Origin of the sequence: Nocardia sp. NPDC004068, from assembly GCF_042874315.1 — a bacterium.
Classification (GTDB): Bacteria; Actinomycetota; Actinomycetes; order Mycobacteriales; family Mycobacteriaceae; genus Nocardia.
The window spans coordinates 23,403-40,519 of record NZ_JBIAMW010000015.1 but is presented as its reverse complement, the minus strand read 5'-3'; the positions used below and the strand labels follow the sequence as shown (position 1 = coordinate 40,519).

The window sequence follows — 17,117 nt, the reverse complement described above, 5'->3', positions numbered from 1 at the left end:
CTCTATCCGCCTGGGCCGTGACGTTTCCGAAACTACCGCAGGAGACGCCTCGTGTACGAGCAACTGACCGCCCGACTGGACGAGTCCTACACCCGATTCGCCACCGGCGAAAGAGTCACCCGTATCCGCGAACACACCTTCACCGTCGTGCCACCCGCCGAGTGCTCACACCGCAAGGGCGAGACGATCTGCGCCGAATGCGCTGACCTCTGGCAGATCGACTACGACTTCGACGACCCGTTCCCATTTCCCCGCGTCACGGACCGGTGGACCGTGCGCGATCTCGTCAACTCGGGCGGTTTGAACGTCGGGGCCACGCTGAACATGGCCGACACCGACACCAGCGCAATCGTGACCGGCACCGGCGGGCTCATGCTGCCCGACGGCCGGGTGTTCGACAACCCGTCCGCCGCCGCGAACGCCGTGTACGAACAATGATCACCGCCCACACATAGACGAACAGCACCCGCGCGAACACCACCGCGTAACCCGGGCCCCGGCAACGAATACCGACGCCGGGGCCCGGCCATATCCACACCCGCACCCCGCCCGCGCCACCGGCAGCGCGTCGCGCGCCGCTGCCCATGGACGCCACCACGGGCACCGCCCCGCCCTGGCCGGGAATTCCGCCGGATCCCGGATGTCCATTCCACGCCCCCGAGCGTGAGTCCTCGGACAGCGGAAACGCCAACGGCGCTTGCCGCTGTCCCGTCACTCGCCCTACCTCGGGAGGCCCCCATGATCGCAACACCAACCCCCGCCGCGCGACGCACTACCCGCTTACGGCCGCGCCCGGTGGTGCGGCGGCTGGCCGCTGCGGTGCTGTGCGCGGCCACAGTGCTGGCCGCCAGCGTGTGCATGGTCCCCGTTGCCGCTGTGGCCGCCCCGCAGCAGCCCGGCTGCGCGAAGGTCACCGCCGTCCTCGTACCGGGCGCACGCGACACACACCTCGACACCGACACCGACACGGCGTCGGCGTCGGGTGCGCCCTCGTCGGTGCTGGACCCGGTCGCTCGAAACCTGCAGGCCCGCTACGGCAGCGACCTCGCCGTGCGTACGGTGCCGGACTCGCCGCCGACCTCCCCGACGCCGGACGCCTCGGGCAACCCCGGGCACGACGCGCTCGCCTCGCTGCTGTCGTCGCTATGCCCGACCACACGGGTGATCGTGCTCGGCTACTCCGACGGCGCGCAGATCGCCGGGGACCTCGCGACTCGCATCGGGCACGGGGAAGGTCCCGTGCCGGCATCGCGAGTCCTCGCGGTCGGACTCCTCGGTGACCCTCGACGCGGATCCTCGACTCCCCAGCTGGGCGAGCCGGCCGGCGGGCAAGGTGTGGAAGGGCCTCGCGCACAGGACTTCGGCGAACTCCACGACCGAGTCCGCACCGTCTGCGCCCGCGACGACCTCTACTGCTCGGCCTCCCCGGACACTGACCCCGTACTCACCGCTCTCGGACGCGCCGTCTCCGGCACCGACACCACACCCACCACCACGCCGAGCACGCTGGTGTTCCCCAGCACGACACCGGAGCCGACGACCAGTTGGCCCACGAGCCCCGACTCGAACCCGACCGCGCCGGGCGCGATCGGCGGTCTCGATCCGTCCCAGATCATCGAGCAAGTGGCTACCGTCCTGTCCGGACTCGCCGAGTTCGCCGCCAACCTCCCCGCGATCGGCAACGACCTCGTCCAACTGCCGGGCTTGATCGTCACCGGCAACATCCCCGCCTTGCACCAGGTCTCGGGCGACCTCAACAATCAGTTCGCGCCTCTGGTCCAGGCGGTCGCCGAGGTCGATCTGCACCTGGTCGCCCGTGCCCTCACCCTCGCCGCGCCTCTCGACACATCGGGCTGGACCGCCATCGCCGCGCAGATCGTGAGCATCCTGGCCAACCTCGACATCGCACGCCTCGCCACCGACATCGGCCAGGCCCAAGAGATCGCCTGGGACGCAGTACAAAAACTCACCACCGGCGACCCCGCCGGGGCCGCAGTCGCCGTGACCGGACTCGGCCCCATCGCCGCCGACCTCGTCACCACCGCCGCCTCGACCCTCACCGGAGACGGCGGCACCCGCCTGTCCACACTCGCCCACACCCTCACTACAACCACCACCCCCGACACCCGCAACGCACTCGCCAACCTGACCTCGGGTATCCACCAGAACGGCTACACCGACACCACCGTCGGCCCCGTGCTGAATTGGCTGTCGGGGCGAACCGGCACCGCCAACTGAACGACCGGCCGGGCGCGGTGCCGCGCCGACACTGAAAACCGATACCGTCCCAACCGGACCCGGGCCGCGTACGCCCAACGCTGGCAGTCCCGGGCCGGGCCCAGAGCATCCGCCGGGCACCGGCACCCGGGCGGGCCGCACCGCCCCGGCCCCTCGGGACCAGCAAACGGGCCCCGGGGTGGGGGGGGGGGGGGGGCCCCCCCCCCCCGGGCCGCCCCCGCCCGCCCCCCCCCCGGGGGGCCCCGGGGGGGGGGGGGGGCGGGCGCGGCCCCCCCCCCCGCCCCCCCCCGCCCCCCGGCCCCCGGCGGGCCCCCCCCCCCCCCCCCCCCCGGGCCCCCCCCCCCCCCCGGGGGGGGGGCCGCCGGGCCCCCCCCCCCACCCCGGGGCCCTTCTCGTCGTGCGCCCGGCAGGTTGCACCGGGGCGGGTTGCGTTGCGGCGCAGGCACACCGCGCGGCCAACGTCCGCCCCCGCCCCGGCCCGCCCCGGTCAGGCCGCCGGACGCGCGTTCAGACACGTTGCCCGGGAAAAGGGCCCGGACGCGGCCCACGATCCCGCACAGGGCCATACAGCCCCCGATACGCCTGTGCCGGTGTCCCAGGGAGCGGGACACCGGCACGGGCGCGGCAGGGGCACCCCGGCCGGGGCACGGTGTTCGGGGCCCGGCCGGGGATGTGGATCAGGCGGCGGCGCTGGCGGCGGCCGTGGCGGGGGCGGTGCGGGCGCGGCGGGGGCGCGCGGCCGGGGTGGCGTTCGCGGTGTCCGGCGCGGTCGCGGTGGCGCGCTTGGTGGTCGAGGCACGTTTGCCCGCTGCGGGTTTCGCAGCCTTGCGCGCGGTGCCCGAGGCGGCCGGGGTGTCGGCCGGTGTCGGGGCGGTCACGGTTTCGGCCTTGCTGTCGGTGCCCGAGTCAGGCTTGGCGGCAGCGGTTTTCGTGTTCTTGCGGGCCGCGCCCGACTTTGCCGGGTCGGGTGTGGCGTTCTTGCGCGCCGTCCGGCGGGCCGCCGGGGCGGGCGCGTCGGCAGCCGGGGTGCCCGCCGCCGGTGCCGGTGCCGGTGTGGCGGTGTCCGTCTTGCCCGTGGCGGCCTTGGTGCGTGTGCCCGCAGCGGGTTTCGCAGCCTTGCGGGTAGTGCCCGACGCGGCCGGGGCGGTGGTGGGGGCGGCCGTGTCGGCGGCGGGGGTGGCGTCCTTGCGGGCGCGCCGTTTGGGTGCGGTGGCCGTGGTCGCGGTGTCGTCGGTGGTGGCGTGGGCGGCCGGGGCGCGCTTGGGGGCGGCGGGTTTCTTGGTGGCGGGTTTGGTGGCCTTGCGGGCGGCGGTGCGCGGCGCGGCCGGGGCGGGTTCGGTAGCGGGCGCGGTGGTGTCGGTCGCTGGTTCCGTGTCGGCCGGGGCGGTGGCAGGCGCGGGCGCGGCGGCCGGGGTGTCAGCCACCGAGGCAGTGTCGGCCGGGGCCGGGGCGAGTGCGGCCGGGGCCGGGGTGCTGGGCGCGGCCGGGGCTTGTTCGGGGCGGGTGGTGGCAACCGGGCGGACGCGCGGCGGGGCGGCGGCCACGGTGACGCGCGGCCGGGCGGCCGGGGCGGGGCGGGTGCGGGCGGTCGCCGGGTGCGCCACGATGGCGAGGGTGCGGCGGCCCAGCGCGGCGGCCACCGCGACAACAGCCACTATCAGCGCGATAGCGGCGCGGCCGAACACGACAGCGGCGCGGCCCAGGGCAGCGAACGCGTCGGCCGGGCCGGGCGCGGCCGGGGCGGGCACGATGGCGGGCCGGGGTCGGCGCGGGGTCCGGTCGGGGCGCGGGGTCCGGGCGGGGGCCGCGCCGATGGCGGCGGTGGCTGTGGTGCGGGTGGCGCGGTAGCGGCGGGGCTGGGTGTTGGTTTGTTCGGCCTGTCCGGCACCGGTCAGCCTGTCCAGGGCGTTGCCGATGGCACCGGACGACCGGCCCAGCACGAGCGAGATCTGGCGCGGCCCGAATTCGGTGCCGGGGTTGTCAGCCAGCACCCGCGCGACCATCGCGCGCAATTCACCGTTCGCCAGCCGGGCCGCGCCGGTCGCCGTTGCGGGGGTATAGGTGGTCATGTCGGTAACTCCTGTCGGAAATTGGTTGCGTCATCCTGTCGGCGAATTGCCGAATTCGACGCGGGGGTCCGGGAATCGGAATTCTGTTGTTCCTGCCCGGTCGGTACCGGTCGAAAGTAGCTCGCGAAATGGTGCGAATTCAAGACAACCACCGGAAAAATATTGGAAAATTCCGGCCGCGACACCGGACTCGCGGCAATTGTCGACACAGCAAGCGGCGCGGAGTTTCATTTCCCGGAAATGAATTCGGTCCGCCGCGCGGCCCGGCAGCAGCGCGGCCCGGCAGCGAGGTCGCCGGTCGTCCGACCGGAGCGACACGAAGCGGGAACCGAAGCCGGGAGGGGGCCGGGACTGTCGTTCCGGTGGGGTGAGGGGCCACCCCCGACGTGTTGACCCTGTTGTATCTCCATACAGCCTGGACGTGTGGCTCGGCGCGAAATAGGCCGTGACCTGTGTGTATGCGGTCGATGGGGTGGGCCGATCTCAAGCGGCCCACCTAAAGGCCCGTCTATCGGCCCACCTATCGGCCCCCGTATCGGCACCCACCGAGCCGGCAAGATCACCTCGATAGAGGGTGAGCACCGTCAGGCGACTCGACAGCGCCTGACACGCATCGAGCCCGATGCATCGCCGGAGTCTGTTCGATAATCAATTCTCGGCGATGAGATATCGGGTCCGCTATTCCATCGCGAGTACCGGGCCGTTGGTGACGCTATTATTTCTCCGGGGTTAGTAATTGTCGATATCGGGACTCTTAGGTGTTTATTGACCGGGGCCGGGTCCGGTGTCGTGGTGGCCGGGTTGTTGGTCGCGGAGTCGTTCGGCGATATCGAGGGTGCGTTGTGTGGGGGTGTCGCCGATGGATTCGAGGCGGCGTTTCAGCAGGGCAAGGGTGGGGTTGATGACGGTGCGTTCGCCGAGGCGGGCGTGCAGGCGGAGAATGTCTTGGTAAATCGGTTCGTTGGTGGGGTCGAGCGCGAGTGCGGTTTCCAGCATGGCCATGGTTTGATCGGGGTCGGTGTCGACCAGCATGGCGGCGAGCTTCCCGAGGGCTTTGAGGCGGTCGCGGCGGGCGTGCTCGCGGATCGGCGCGATCCAGTCGGCGGTCAGCTCTTCGGCGAGCACGCCGTCGGCCGCGGACAGCACCGCCCGGCACGCCCGTTCACGCTCGACCGGGTCGGTGGCGGCGCGCAGCGCGGTCACGGCGGAGTCGAAGACGCGGTAGTCCACGTCCCAGAGGCCGGGGTCCAGCCGGTAGCGGGAGTGGTCGTTGTCGATGAAGGTGCTGGCGGTGTCGCCGGTGGCGGTGGCCAGGGCGGTGCGCAGGCGGGACACGACGGTGTTGAGGGTGTTGGTCGGGCGGGGCGAGTTGTGCTCTGGCCACAGCGCTTCGATTACCGTCTCGCGGGTCGCGCCGGCCGGGTGGACCGCGAGCAGGATCAATAGCTCGCGCTCGCGAGGCCGCAAGTTCCGGGTGATCTCGACCGGGGCGTCGTGGCCGCTCGGCCGCCACAGCACCCGCAACGGCCCGAACACCGTGACCGACAACACCGGCGCTGGTTCCCTCGGCACCGCCGCGTCTGCCTCGGGCATACCAGTGCAGACCGTGGCAGAGGCCCCGGGGCCGTCGCGGGTCGGGGCCGGACCCGCGCTCGGTGATCTCGGCTCGGACCGGGCGTCGCGTCCGGCCGCGCCGGAGGGGGGCAGGGATGCGGTGGGCCGCTGCGGCACCTCGGTTCTGGCGTTGTCCGCGTCGTGGCGGTTGCGGTGACCGGTACCCGCGCGGCCGGTGCCCGTGTTGGCGGGTGCCTCGGGTGGTGACCGGCGAGAGGCCGGGCTGGTCCTGGTATCCGGTGCCGGTCGCCCGGCCGGTGGCGGGCGGTCAGGCAGGTCGATCCGGTAGACCGTCGGCCGTGCCGCCGGGCGGGCGAAGAGGTGGCGCCCCGTCGCTGGGCTGGTGCGCGGGGTTCTGGTGGTTCGGGGTGTCGGTCGGGACGGGCGGAGTTGGGTGTCGATGGCGGTGGCGATGACGCGGGCGGCGGGCAGCAGATGGTTGCGGCGAGCCCAGGGGCGGGGTCGGCGAAGCAGCGTGGCAGCGGACGCTGAGTCGGCGGGCAGGCGCGCCATGACCGGGATCCCGAGAGCGGTCGCGTAGTCGCTGCCGGGGTGGGGGTCGATGAGCAGGACCGCCCGGCGGCGGCCGTGGGCGGTCAGCGCGAGGATCCGGTGCCGGGCATGGACCGGGTCGTCGCGGTCGGCGTGCACGACGAGCAGGCGAGCGTCGGCGTGGGTGAGGATCGAGGCGGTGACCGAGCCCGGCTCGGGGGCTCCGCAGTCGGCGAACACAGTGACACCGCTGGGGTTCCAGTCCCGGGGGTGGCTGTTGTCGTCAGCGGTGAGTAGCGCGGTGGTCCATGCGGCGCGGGGGCCCGAGTCGGGTCCGGGCGGCGAAGCGAGGAACGCGACCCCGCCGGGGAGGAGCTGGGCGTGCTCGGTGAGCTCCAGGGCTTTGGCCGGTGCGCCGGCAGAGGCGGCGCGGGCCATGCTTGCCAGACCCCGGTATGGGTCTGCTCCGGTTAGGGCGGCCAGTTGTCCGCCTGTCGGGTCGGCTTCGACGATCACCGCCTGCTCGGGTCCGGGCCAGGTCCGTGCGAGCGCGACCGTGGTGGTCGTGACACCTGAGCCCGGCCCTACTCCGGCCACCGCGATGAGCAGCCCACGACCCGCACTACGGCGGAAAAGTGGTGCGCCCGAAGCCATCACAACCGCGGGCGAGCAGCGTCCGGGTCGCGCACCTGGGCGGGCGGCTTCATCCCTGCTCCTGAACGTGGCTGATCAGCAGGCCGCCACCGGGGGCGGGAGCTGAGACGGTGTTGATGACCTGGAGGTAGTCGACGCGGCGGCCGTCGGGGTGTAGCTCGGCGATGTGGGCGTTGGCGGTGTTGGTGGTGACAGGGGTGATCGCGACACAGTGCGTGGCGCCCAGCGGGATCGTGGCAATGCCTTCGGCCAGTCCCTGCTGGGTCATTCCGGCGTCCGGCGAAACGAGCGCCATGGCCTTCTCGGCATCCCGCGCGACGTAGTAGTCGAATTCGAAGGTGGCGATCACGCCCGCGATGGTGTCGGGTCTACCGGCACGACGGGTCACCACTGTTCCTGACAATCCCGCGCACGGGTCGCTGCTCGCCGCCGTGGTGGTGGTGGCTGGTGGGTGCGCGGTCGCCGAGATCCCGCTGGTACGCGGGCTGTTCTCGTGGCTGGTGTGGGTGGTGGCTGGCACGCCGACGGAGACCGCGGCGAGGGCCGCGAGGGCGGCCCACCCGCGCAGAGCACGTCCGCGCCGCCGGGCTGGTGGTTGTTCGAGGTCGACATCGGGGGACGGTGGGGTGAACCAGGCGGGTTGGGCTGTGGGAGCCGACTGTGCTGACGGGGTCGCAGCCTCGGCGGCGTCGAGGTCGAGTTCCGCCTCAGGCGCGGTGGCCGGTCGGTTCCATTCCTCGCCGGGGCTGTTGTCGTTGCGAGGCACCGTGTTTCACACCCCTTTCGGTCGGGTTCGGCTTCGGTGGCCTGCCCGCACTCGGCGGCAGGGGTGGCCGGGTGCGGGCAGGTGTCCCCGGTGGGGGTCAGGCGCGTGCCGCGTCGGTGCGACGCGCGGGCTGTTGGCGGTCGCCGGTGGGGTCGGTCAGGGTGTTGGCGAGGTAGGTGAAGGCGTCGCCGCAAGCCTGGCTGGCGGTGGCGAGGTGGCCGGTGTCGTACTCGCGCCAGCTCACGTCCGCGCCGCGCTGGAGGTAGGCGATCATCGCGTCCCGCCCAGCAGTTACGGGAACGACTTGATCTTCGACACCGTGGTAGAGCCGTATCGGTACGCCGGGTGCGGTGTGGCCCAGGGTTTCTCCGGCCAGCACCCACCGCCACACCGGGTCGTTCCACGGGTCGGGGCGGCGGCACCAGTGCGACAGCGGCTGGCGATACCAATCGAGTAGGTGCTCGACGGTCAGGGAGTCCGCGTGTGCGGCGAGCTGTTGTCCCTCGGCGTTGAGCACGTCCAGCAGCGGCAGATGCGGGTAGGCGCGTGCCAATCCGATCAGCCCGGCCACCGCGAGCGCCGAGTAGGCGCCGGTGCCGATGGTGTGGGCCACCGCGGCGAGATCGGAGACCACCGCGCCCGCGCACAGTCCTCGCAAGTCCAGGTCCGGTGCGTAGTCGGCGTGTAGTTCGCCTGCTTTGGCGACTGCGCGGCCTCCATCGGCGTATCCCCATGCCAGCACCGGCAGCTGGGCTGCCTCGCCGTCGTCGGCTTCGAGGTCGGGAACCAGGCGCGCGGCGCGAGCCAGATCGAGCACGATCTGCCCGCCGGCGCGAGCGGCGAGGAAGCTGTGCGGGCCCGCGCCGGTCACACCGAGCCCTTCGCCGTCGGGCACCGCGACCACCCATCCCCGCGCCAGCGCCTCGGCGAGCACCGCGATGTCGGGGGTGTCGGGGCCGGACCCGACAACCAGCGACCGCGACGGCGCGCACGGCCCACCCAGCCCTCGAAATGCCGGGTAGTACACCAGCATTGCCTCCGGGCTGGTGGCGGTGTCGGGGAGGATGACGATTCCCGAGGCGGGTGTCAGCGCGCCGTGGGAATCGCGCGAGACGAACAGGATCTGCCAGGCCGCCGCCGCGCCGGGCAGCTGGGGAACGAACGCGGGGCGCATTCGCACGAATTCACCGGGGGAATGGTCGCCGTGGAGGATCGGGGCAGCGTAGAACTCGGACATGGACACCTCTATCGGTCAGTGGATTGTCATGTGGCGCAAGGGAGTTGGAATACCCGGTGCCACCTGCCTCGCCCCGTCGAGAGGGCACCCGACAGGGCAGGGCATCTCAGGCAGGTGTGCCCGGTGTGCGGGTCACGAGCGTGTCGGGCGGGTCAGGTACTCGGTGAGCTGGTCGAACACGTCGTCGATGGCGGTGCGGGCGGTGCGGCAGTGATCGCCGTCGTATTCGCGCCAGCCGACCGGCGCACCGCGAGTACGGAACTCGTGCGCGAGGCGGCGGCCGAAAGTGACCGGCACGATGCCATCGGTCGAGCCGTGATACAGGTATATCGGCGCCGCCGGGAGCAGGCTCGCGTTGATCAGCTCGAGAGCGAATACGTGCTGCCAGAGCGGGTCGTTCCAGACGTCGGTCCGCTCGCACCAGACCCCGACCGGGTGCCGATACCGCTCGAAGAACCGCCCCCGGTTCGACACTTCCGCCTCGCCCACCACGCTCTGGCGCGATTCCTCGGTGAAGATGTGGCGCAGCGGCAGACGCCGATGCGCGTGGGAGAGCCCGATCAGCGCCGCGAGCCCGAGACCCGCCCACGCGCCCCGATTCACGCTGCGCAGGGCCTGTCCCGGATCGGTGACCACCGCCCCGGCAGCGATCCCGCGCACATCCAGCTCCGGCGCACAGACCAGCTGCAGGCCCCCTGCCCACACCGCCGACCTGCCGCCATCGCCGTAACCCCAGAACACCACCGGGGACTCCGCAGCGTTCAGAGCGGGAACACGGGTCGCGGCGCGGGCCAGGTCGAGCATCACCTGCCCGCCCGCACGACCGGCGAGAAAAGTGTGCGGACCATAACCGATCACCCCGAGCCCCTCCCCATCGGCCACCGCGACCACGAATCCGCGTGCCAGCGCCGCCCGGATCTGGGCGCCGTCGGGCTCGGCCCCCATGGCCAACAGCTGAGAGGCCGAAGGCCCACCGAGGCCATGGAAGCTGGGGTAGTAGACCAGCACCGCGCCACCGAGATCGGGTGCGGAGGCATCGGGGGTGATCACGGTTGCCGACACCGGGATCGGCTGATCACACGAATCGCGAGACACATACAGGATCTGCCACGCCTGATCCGCGCCGGACAACGCCGGTGCCGGACGCAGCCGCAGAATGTCTCCGGGCCGGTGCAGCCCGTCCAGAGCGGGCGGGGTGTAGAAATCGACGTCGGGCCTTGTCATGTCGGTCATCGCGACCCCTTGTCGGCGAGGTCATGGGCCACCGCGACAAGCCACGCGATCCCGGACGCAAGCTGACCGGCCACCGCGTACCCCTCGTGGATCGGTGCTGTGCCGAGGATGCGAACCCACACCTCGGGATTCGCCAGATCGCCGTTGTCGGCGGCCACCTGGCCGACCGCACCCGCCAACTGTCCGGCCAGCCTCGGCAATTCGCCCGGATGAGAGACGACGGTGGCAGTCACCTGGTTCCAGCGATCGGCCGCCGCACGCACCCGGTCCCGGCCCGGGGCGGGGACTCGTGGATCAGCGGCATCGATGAGCCGCTGCGACAACGACTTTTGCGGACGATAATCCACGGTGTCCGCATCGACGACGACGTCGTCGAGCACCACGGTCGTCCACGCCGACCCCAACGCCTGCGACATCGCTGCTTGCAGGCTGTCGGTGGCGGCGATCGGGTTGGACAGATCGGCTTGCGCAGCGAGCAGCGCACCGAACCGCAACGCCGCCGCGTGCTGGGGCGCCGAACACGCCAGGTCCCCGTCGGCACAGACGTCGAGAACCCGGCCGGTGAGCGACCCGTATTCGGCTCCGTCGTCAGCGATCCCGCCCCCGGACGCCGACGGCGCGGCCAGGTGCACGGTGGACACGGCCGCGCCGCTGGTCCCCGGAGCGGGATCCGGTGTGCTCTGTCCGGGCCGCCCCGCCAATACCGGCCCGCCCGCCCTGCGTTCGGGGTTGGCGTAGAGCGCGACCGCCGCGACCTTGTCCGGCGCCACCGGCCCGTTCCCGGCGCCGATCGCGCGCGCGACCTGCGAGACAGCTTGCGCCCCTTGAGAAAACCCGACCAGCGCCAGCTCGGTGTCGGGGCATTGGTCCACGATGCGCTGAGCCTCGACACCGAGATCTGTAATCACGTCGGTGACCGAGTCGGCGTAGGGTTCCTCGCCTCCTCCGGCACCGACGACGCCGCCGAATCCCGCCGCGTACGGGATGTAGGTGTGTTGCACCGATGTACCGGCCGCCGCAGTGACCGGCCCGAGCAGTGCGCCGAGCATCCCGGTGTCGTCGGTGCGGCTCGCGTCCGGCGACGACTGGCCGGTGCCTTGGACTCCGAGCACCCACAAGACCGGACATCCGGGGCCGGCCGGGTCGGGTGCGGCCCCGGCCGGTCCCGGTACCGCGAGGACGGTGGCTGCCACCGGGGCCAGCAGAGCGGCGATACGAGTTCGCGTCTGCACGGTTCTCATCGTTGGTCCACCCCGACCGCGGCACCGAATCCCGCGCCGACGGTGCCACCAACCAGCGCACCGGCCACAGCAGCGGGCGCTCCGGCGATGATGGCTCCGGCCGCCGCTCCGGCGGCCGCTCCGATGGCGGTACCGGCGACGCCGGAGGTGACGGTCCCGATGACCGGCACCGTGACCAGCGTGCCCACCGCAGCCCCGGCGATCCCGCCGATCGTCCCGCCCACCAGGCCACCGACCACCGCTCCGGCCGCTGCGGCCGGGGCGGCGGTGATCGTGGCACCGATCGCGCCGCCGATCCCCGCACCGGCGAGGGTGGCCCCGCTGACCCGGTCCGAGCGGCCCGGCGGGATCCCGATCGAGTCCAAAGCCGTGGCGACCTGAGCCTCTGCTGTCGCCGCGGTGTCGTTGATCGCGTCGCGGACCTCGCCGGGAACCCACGGCGGCGACGGCACCGCGAATTGGCCCACCCTGATCTCGTCCACCGGCGGCGCGATAGGCGCGACCGGTGCGACTGGGACGGGGGGATGCAACTCCTCCACTTTCACCGGCTCGACCGGATCCGGGGATGGCGCGGGCCGGGGCACGGGTCCGTTGCGTACCGCAGCCGGTTGCTCGGTATACGACGGCGCGACCGGTGGCGCAGGAGGCGGTGGCGGCGGCGGTGGTGTGGCCGTTCCGGGCTGTACCGGAGTGGTCACGCCGGGCTGGTCGACGATCGGCGCGATCGTCGCGGCGGCGGCGTCCGGCGTGGTCAGCAGGACCAGCGCGTGCACCGCGCCGACGACCAACGCCTGACTACCCAGCGCGACACCTCGTCGGCGGACGGCTCGATGCACGAACCCGCCGAGTCGAGCATTGCGCTCGGAGCAGGCCGTGATGTCGGCGGGATTGCTTCTGTTTCTGGGCATGACGAATAACCCCTTATGAGGAAGGAAGAACGAGGAGAACCGATTCGACAATTGCGCTCGACAGCGCATGCGCGGTGTGGGCGCTCCCGGTGGCGTCGATGCGACCGGGAGCGCCCATCACCGCATGTCGAGGGTCAGAGGAAAAACAGGACGAAGCTCAATGCCTGGGCGGCGACAGACAGCAGGTTCGATGCGAGAATCGCACCGGAATTGAGCAGGTTGAGGACATCGTTCGGATCCATATTTATTCCTTTCTCGAGCAGGATGAGGAGTTGCGTCACGATCACAGCTCCCCGGAATGAAGGCGCACGCGATGCCGAAAAATGGTGAGAGAGTTCGGATTCGGCATCGCTGTTTGCCTTCTATTACTTCACTCGAAGGTCAGGTCGGTGTCAAAGGGTTGCGGGTGCCCAGTTCAGGCACCTTTTGCGGAATTAATTGCCCAGTCTGGGCAATTACCAGTCCATCGCGCACAAATTGGGCAATTTACGGTTGTTGACTCGGCTGACACGAGCCTGAATTCTGGGCATCACGCAGAGCGGTTCCCGGGAAGCCCGCATAGGCGGAGTGACCGAATAGTCCGCCCCGGCTGAATCTGACCGATCGTCACGGCACTATGCGCAGGCTCCTTGTGCTGCCGTTATTTGATTCGAGGTTTCTGATGACAAGCACAAAGCCACCCGCAAGGATGCGGTCGGCTGTTTCAGGTCCCGGGCGGACCGTCGAGGTCGTCATTGTCGGCGCAGGGTTCGGTGGGCTCACCATGGCTGCGGAACTGCGTTCGTCGGGTATCGACAACTTCGTCGTGCTGGAGGGCGGCGAGGATGTCGGCGGGGTCTGGCGCGAGAACACCTACCCGGGTTGTGCCTGCGATGTGCCCTCGCATCTGTATTCATTCGCTTTCGACCCGTACCGAGGCACCGACATCCGGTTTCCGGGGCAGGCAGACATCCTCGACTACATGCGGCAGGTGGCCGACCGTCACGGCTTGCGCACGCATCTACAGTGCGGCACAACCGTCCTCGGCGCGGACTTCGACTCTGCGACAAGCACATGGACGCTGACCACCACCGCCGGCCAGAAGATCCGAGCGAGGTCAGTGGTATGGGCGGTCGGGCAACTGCACCGCCCCGCCTACCCGACCCTTCCCGGCGCGCACAGCTTCCGAGGCCGCGCCTTCCACTCCGCGCGCTGGGACCACGAGGCCGACCTGACCGGGCACATCGCAGTCATCGGCACCGGATCATCTGCGGCGCAGATGATCCCGGAGCTGGCACGCACCGCCGCATCCGTGACGGTGTACCAACGCTCGTCGGCATGGATCTTGCCCAAACCCGGAAAACGATTCGGGCCGGTGTCTCGCTGGGTTCTGGGGCGTGTCCCGGGAGCACACCAGCTCTACCGTGCGGGTCTGTATCACGGGGCCGACGCGGTTCTGGCCCCGATCATGCGCGGCGGCTGGTCGGCGCGGCCCGCGACCTGGATCGCTCACGCGCACCTGCGGCGCCAGGTCCCCGATCCTGCACTGCGGCAGGCACTCACACCGCGATACCGGATCGGCGAGAAGAGAATTCTGCTCGACAACATGTTTTATCCCACGCTGATGCGGCCAAACGTCGAGCTGGTGACCGATCGGATCGACCGCATCGTCGCCGACGGCATCTACTCGGCGGACAGCACTCACCGGCGCGCCGACGTGATCGTCTACGCCACCGGGTACCGGGCAACAGAACTGCTGGGCGGGATCAGAATTCGAGGCCGCGGTGGCGTGGACTTGCACGACCGATGGAACTCCGCACGACCCGAGGCGTTCCTCGGGCTCGCGGTACCGGGCTTCCCCAACATGTACCTCATCGCCGGACCCAACAGCTTCACCGCGGCCAACAGCAATCCATCCCTCAAAGCCGATCAAGCACGCTACATCGCCCGCTGTATCGCGCTCTCCGACCGATGGGATGCCCCGATCGAGGTCACCACGGCAGCGATGTCGCAATACCGGGTCTGGCTCGACGCGCAGCTGGCGCGCACCGTATGGCCCACGGGCGTGCGGGCCTGGTTCAAACGCCCGTCCGGCGAGGTCACCAACGCATGGCCCACCACCGCGCGCGCCTTCCGCCAGATGACCCGCACCGACGCCGCACGGGCCTTCTACCCGGTCCCCGGAACCTCAGCAGCTTCTGCCGCCACCTCATCGAGCAAGACCACCACGGCCCACACCGGGAGGTAGTGGTTGTTCTGGTGAATGTTGTCGTCGGTATCGGCGAATTCGACCGTCACTCAGTGACAGATCGGGCCCGGCTCCATCGGCGGTCCACCGGCAGCCCGGCCAGGGCCCATTCGAGCATGCCTTCGTCGAGGCGTTTGACCTGCCGCCCCGAGGACTGCGCGATGCGGACCGCGTCCGGTGCCATGACGCAGTAGGTCCCGCGGCAGTAGGCGACTATGTCGCGATCGGTGGGCAGTTCGGCCAGGCGCGCCGCCAGCTCGGCGAGGGGGACGCTGATCGCCCCGGGGATATGACCGGCGTCGTATTCCTCGTGGGGACGCACGTCGATCAGGGTGATCTCACCGGCGTCGTGGCGGCGGAGGAGTTCCTCGCGGGTGATCGCGTCCTCAGGAGAGCCGAGCACCGCGGCGGCGGCAACGGCGACATCGGCCAGGTGTGCCTCGGCCACGGTCTGCACCAGGGCGAACAGGCGGGCGACATCGGTGCCGGCGAGGCGGTAGATCTGGCGGGTGCCCTCGCGGCGGGCTTCGACCAGGCCGCCGGACTTGAGCGATTGCAGGTTCGCCGAGGCGGTGGTCACGTTCTGGCCGGTGGCGTGCGCGATGGCCTCGACGGTGCGCTCGCCTTGGGCGAGCAGGTCCAGGATCTGCAGGCGGCGGCCGTTGCCCAGGGCTTTGCCGACGCGGGCGATCTCGTCGAACAGGGCGGCTTTGCGGCCGGTGGGCTCACTCACGCTTGCTTCTCCAATACTCTTTGGAATAGCTTATTCCATAGTTCTTTGGAACAACATCAGACATGGCGATTGTATTCGCACCCCCGCCACCCTTTCGGGTGGGAGCCACCTGACCTGGGAGAACACGTGAACTACCTCTTCGTGCTGCACGACCCGCCCTACGGCACCGAACGCACCTACAACGGCATCCGCTGGGCCCGGCAGATGCTCGACGCCGGACACCAGGTGCGGGTGTTCAACTTCGCTGACGCGGTCATCTCGGTCACTGCCGGGCAGAAGGTTCCCAACGGGTTCTACAACCTGGCCAAGATGACCAGCGCCTTCACCGGCAAGGGCGGACAGATCGGCAACTGCGGTGCCTGCATGGACGCGCGCGGCATGGGCGAGGACCAGCTCGTCGACGGCGCGCACCGTTCCTCGATGGCCGAGCTGGCCGACTGGACGGCCTGGGCCGACCAGGTCATCAACGTCTGACATCCCTTCCGCTGCAAAGGAACCCGAAGCCATGAGCAAAACCGTTGTCGTGCTCGGTGCGGGCGTGGGCGGACTGACCGCCGCGACCGAACTCCGCAAAACCCTGCCCGCCCAGGACCGAATCGTGCTGATCGACCGCGGCTTCGACGGCACCCTGGGCCTGTCGCTGCTGTGGGTGCTGCGCGGCTGGCGCAGCACCGAGCAGGTCGCGGTGCGCCCGAGCGCCGCCGCGCTGCCGGGGGTCGACCGGGTGACCGGACAGATCGAGCGCATCGACCTGGACTCGCGGACCATCGACTGCGGCCCGGCCGGGACGATCGGCTACGACGCGCTGGTCATCGCGCTGGGCGCGAGCCTGGACCTCGATCGCCTGACCGGATTGTCGGCTGCGCTCGAGGCCGGGGTCGCGGGCCAGTTCTACACCGCCGACGGCGCCGCGGACCTGCACAACAAGGTCGAAGCGCTGGAGACGGGCCGGGTGATGGTGCTCGTTGCCTCGACGCCGTTCAAATGCCCCGCGGCCCCGTTCGAGGCCGCGTTCCTGCTCGCTGATCAGCTCGGCGAGAAATTCACCAGCACCCAGGTTCGGGTGGACGTGTTCACCCCGGATCCGCTGCCGATGCCGGTCGCCGGGCCCGCGGTCGGCAACGCGCTGGTGGACATGATGGCCGCCAAGGGCATCGGCTTCCACGGCGGCACCTCGGCCACCCGCGTCGACCCGTCCACGCGCAGTGTCGAGTTCGCCGACGGCAGCACCGAAACCTTCGACCTGCTCGCTGTCGTTCCCCCGCACGCGCCCGGCGCGGCGGTCGCCTCCACCGGACTGGGCCCCAACGGCTGGATCCCGGTCGATGCGGGCACCCTGGCCACCGCCACGGCGGGGGTGTACGCGGTCGGTGACAGCACCGCGCTGCTACTGCCCAACGGCAAGCCCCTGCCCAAAGCCGCGATCTTCGCCGAGGCCCAAGCCCTGGTCGCCGCCCACCAGGTCGCCCGGCATCTGGGTTATGACGCCCCCGATACCCGGTTCACCGGGAAAGGAGCCTGCTACGTCGAGCTCGGAGACGGCCTGGCGGCCAAGGGCGAAGGCGAGTTCCTGGCCTCGCCCGCTCCGCAGGTGAGTCTGCGTGAACCGTCAGCGGCCTACCATCACGAGAAGGAGCAGCAGGAGCGAGACTGGCTGGCGCGCTGGAACATTCGCGCCTGACCTCGAACCGGGCCACCGCCGGCG

14 protein-coding genes are annotated in these 17,117 nt (G+C 70.8%); 5 read left to right on the top strand and 9 right to left on the bottom strand.

Annotated elements, in window-relative coordinates; translation table 11 throughout:
- Positions 1-51: 51 nt before the first annotated feature.
- Both ACFYTQ_RS30390 and ACFYTQ_RS30385 read left to right on the top strand, forming a co-directional pair.
- Positions 52-438, top strand: coding sequence for a hypothetical protein (locus tag ACFYTQ_RS30390; protein WP_064911060.1), 387 nt, complete (start codon positions 52-54; stop codon positions 436-438).
- 300 nt (positions 439-738) lie between these two features.
- On the top strand, positions 739-2,238 hold the full coding sequence (locus ACFYTQ_RS30385) for a cutinase family protein (protein ID WP_082976871.1): 1,500 nt from the start codon (positions 739-741) through the stop codon (positions 2,236-2,238).
- 677 nt (positions 2,239-2,915) lie between these two features.
- Here ACFYTQ_RS30385 and ACFYTQ_RS30380 read toward each other — a convergent pair.
- The 8 genes from ACFYTQ_RS30380 to ACFYTQ_RS30345 all read right to left on the bottom strand — a co-directional run bounded on the left by ACFYTQ_RS30380 (position 2,916) and on the right by ACFYTQ_RS30345 (position 12,733).
- Complete coding sequence (locus tag ACFYTQ_RS30380) at positions 2,916-4,307, bottom strand: hypothetical protein (protein ID WP_387368482.1); 1,392 nt, start codon at positions 4,305-4,307, stop codon at positions 2,916-2,918.
- 762 nt (positions 4,308-5,069) lie between these two features.
- A complete protein-coding gene (locus ACFYTQ_RS30375) occupies positions 5,070-6,851 on the bottom strand; it encodes a winged helix-turn-helix domain-containing protein (protein WP_064909922.1) in 1,782 nt (593 codons plus the stop codon).
- Positions 6,852-7,116: 265 nt separating this feature from the next.
- Positions 7,117-7,833 carry a hypothetical protein gene (locus ACFYTQ_RS30370; protein WP_064909921.1) on the bottom strand — a complete coding sequence of 239 codons (717 nt, stop codon included), beginning with the start codon at positions 7,831-7,833 and terminating at the stop codon, positions 7,117-7,119.
- 97 nt (positions 7,834-7,930) lie between these two features.
- Entirely contained in the window at positions 7,931-9,070 is a 1,140-nt protein-coding gene (locus ACFYTQ_RS30365) for a lipase family protein (RefSeq protein WP_064909920.1), read from the bottom strand.
- A 132-nt stretch (positions 9,071-9,202) separates the two neighbouring features.
- The gene (locus tag ACFYTQ_RS30360; RefSeq protein ID WP_064909919.1) at positions 9,203-10,303 is read right to left on the bottom strand and encodes a lipase family protein; all 1,101 of its coding nucleotides are present in this window, start codon (positions 10,301-10,303) and stop codon (positions 9,203-9,205) included.
- Positions 10,300-11,544 (bottom strand): cutinase family protein, encoded by a 1,245-nt coding sequence (locus tag ACFYTQ_RS30355; RefSeq protein WP_082976732.1) that lies wholly within the window; start codon positions 11,542-11,544, stop codon positions 10,300-10,302. The genes ACFYTQ_RS30360 and ACFYTQ_RS30355 overlap by 4 nt, the downstream gene beginning before the upstream one ends.
- The gene (locus tag ACFYTQ_RS30350) at positions 11,541-12,452 is read right to left on the bottom strand and encodes a hypothetical protein (RefSeq protein WP_143860464.1); all 912 of its coding nucleotides are present in this window, start codon (positions 12,450-12,452) and stop codon (positions 11,541-11,543) included. The genes ACFYTQ_RS30355 and ACFYTQ_RS30350 overlap by 4 nt, the downstream gene beginning before the upstream one ends.
- A 134-nt stretch (positions 12,453-12,586) precedes the next feature.
- Positions 12,587-12,733, bottom strand: coding sequence for a hypothetical protein (locus tag ACFYTQ_RS30345; RefSeq protein WP_387368478.1), 147 nt, complete (start codon positions 12,731-12,733; stop codon positions 12,587-12,589).
- A gap of 380 nt (positions 12,734-13,113) precedes the next feature.
- Here ACFYTQ_RS30345 and ACFYTQ_RS30340 point away from each other — a divergent pair, with 380 nt between their 5' ends.
- Positions 13,114-14,679: a flavin-containing monooxygenase gene (locus ACFYTQ_RS30340; RefSeq protein ID WP_369829552.1), complete on the top strand. Its 1,566-nt coding sequence runs from the start codon at positions 13,114-13,116 to the stop codon at positions 14,677-14,679.
- 46 nt (positions 14,680-14,725) lie between these two features.
- Here ACFYTQ_RS30340 and ACFYTQ_RS30335 read toward each other — a convergent pair whose 3' ends face one another.
- Positions 14,726-15,412: a metalloregulator ArsR/SmtB family transcription factor gene (locus tag ACFYTQ_RS30335; protein WP_064909916.1), complete on the bottom strand. Its 687-nt coding sequence runs from the start codon at positions 15,410-15,412 to the stop codon at positions 14,726-14,728.
- Positions 15,413-15,538: 126 nt separating this feature from the next.
- On the opposite strand from ACFYTQ_RS30335, the gene ACFYTQ_RS30330 reads away from it, so the two are divergent.
- Entirely contained in the window at positions 15,539-15,886 is a 348-nt protein-coding gene (locus tag ACFYTQ_RS30330; protein ID WP_064909915.1) for a DsrE/DsrF/TusD sulfur relay family protein, read from the top strand.
- A 31-nt stretch (positions 15,887-15,917) separates the two neighbouring features.
- Positions 15,918-17,093, top strand: coding sequence for an NAD(P)/FAD-dependent oxidoreductase (locus ACFYTQ_RS30325; RefSeq protein ID WP_064909914.1), 1,176 nt, complete (start codon positions 15,918-15,920; stop codon positions 17,091-17,093).
- The last annotated feature ends 24 nt before the right edge of the window (positions 17,094-17,117 follow it).

Coding starts and splice junctions, on each gene's coding strand:
- ACFYTQ_RS30385 (WP_082976871.1), top strand. CDS start 739: ATGATCGCAACACCAACCCCCGCCGCGCGACGCACTACCCGCTTACGG.
- ACFYTQ_RS30380 (WP_387368482.1), bottom strand. CDS start 4,307: ATGACCACCTATACCCCCGCAACGGCGACCGGCGCGGCCCGGCTGGCG.
- ACFYTQ_RS30375 (WP_064909922.1), bottom strand. CDS start 6,851: ATGGCCCGCGCCGCCTCTGCCGGCGCACCGGCCAAAGCCCTGGAGCTC.
- ACFYTQ_RS30365 (WP_064909920.1), bottom strand. CDS start 9,070: ATGTCCGAGTTCTACGCTGCCCCGATCCTCCACGGCGACCATTCCCCC.
- ACFYTQ_RS30360 (WP_064909919.1), bottom strand. CDS start 10,303: ATGACCGACATGACAAGGCCCGACGTCGATTTCTACACCCCGCCCGCT.
- ACFYTQ_RS30355 (WP_082976732.1), bottom strand. CDS start 11,544: ATGAGAACCGTGCAGACGCGAACTCGTATCGCCGCTCTGCTGGCCCCG.
- ACFYTQ_RS30350 (WP_143860464.1), bottom strand. CDS start 12,452: ATGCCCAGAAACAGAAGCAATCCCGCCGACATCACGGCCTGCTCCGAG.
- ACFYTQ_RS30340 (WP_369829552.1), top strand. CDS start 13,114: ATGACAAGCACAAAGCCACCCGCAAGGATGCGGTCGGCTGTTTCAGGT.
- ACFYTQ_RS30325 (WP_064909914.1), top strand. CDS start 15,918: ATGAGCAAAACCGTTGTCGTGCTCGGTGCGGGCGTGGGCGGACTGACC.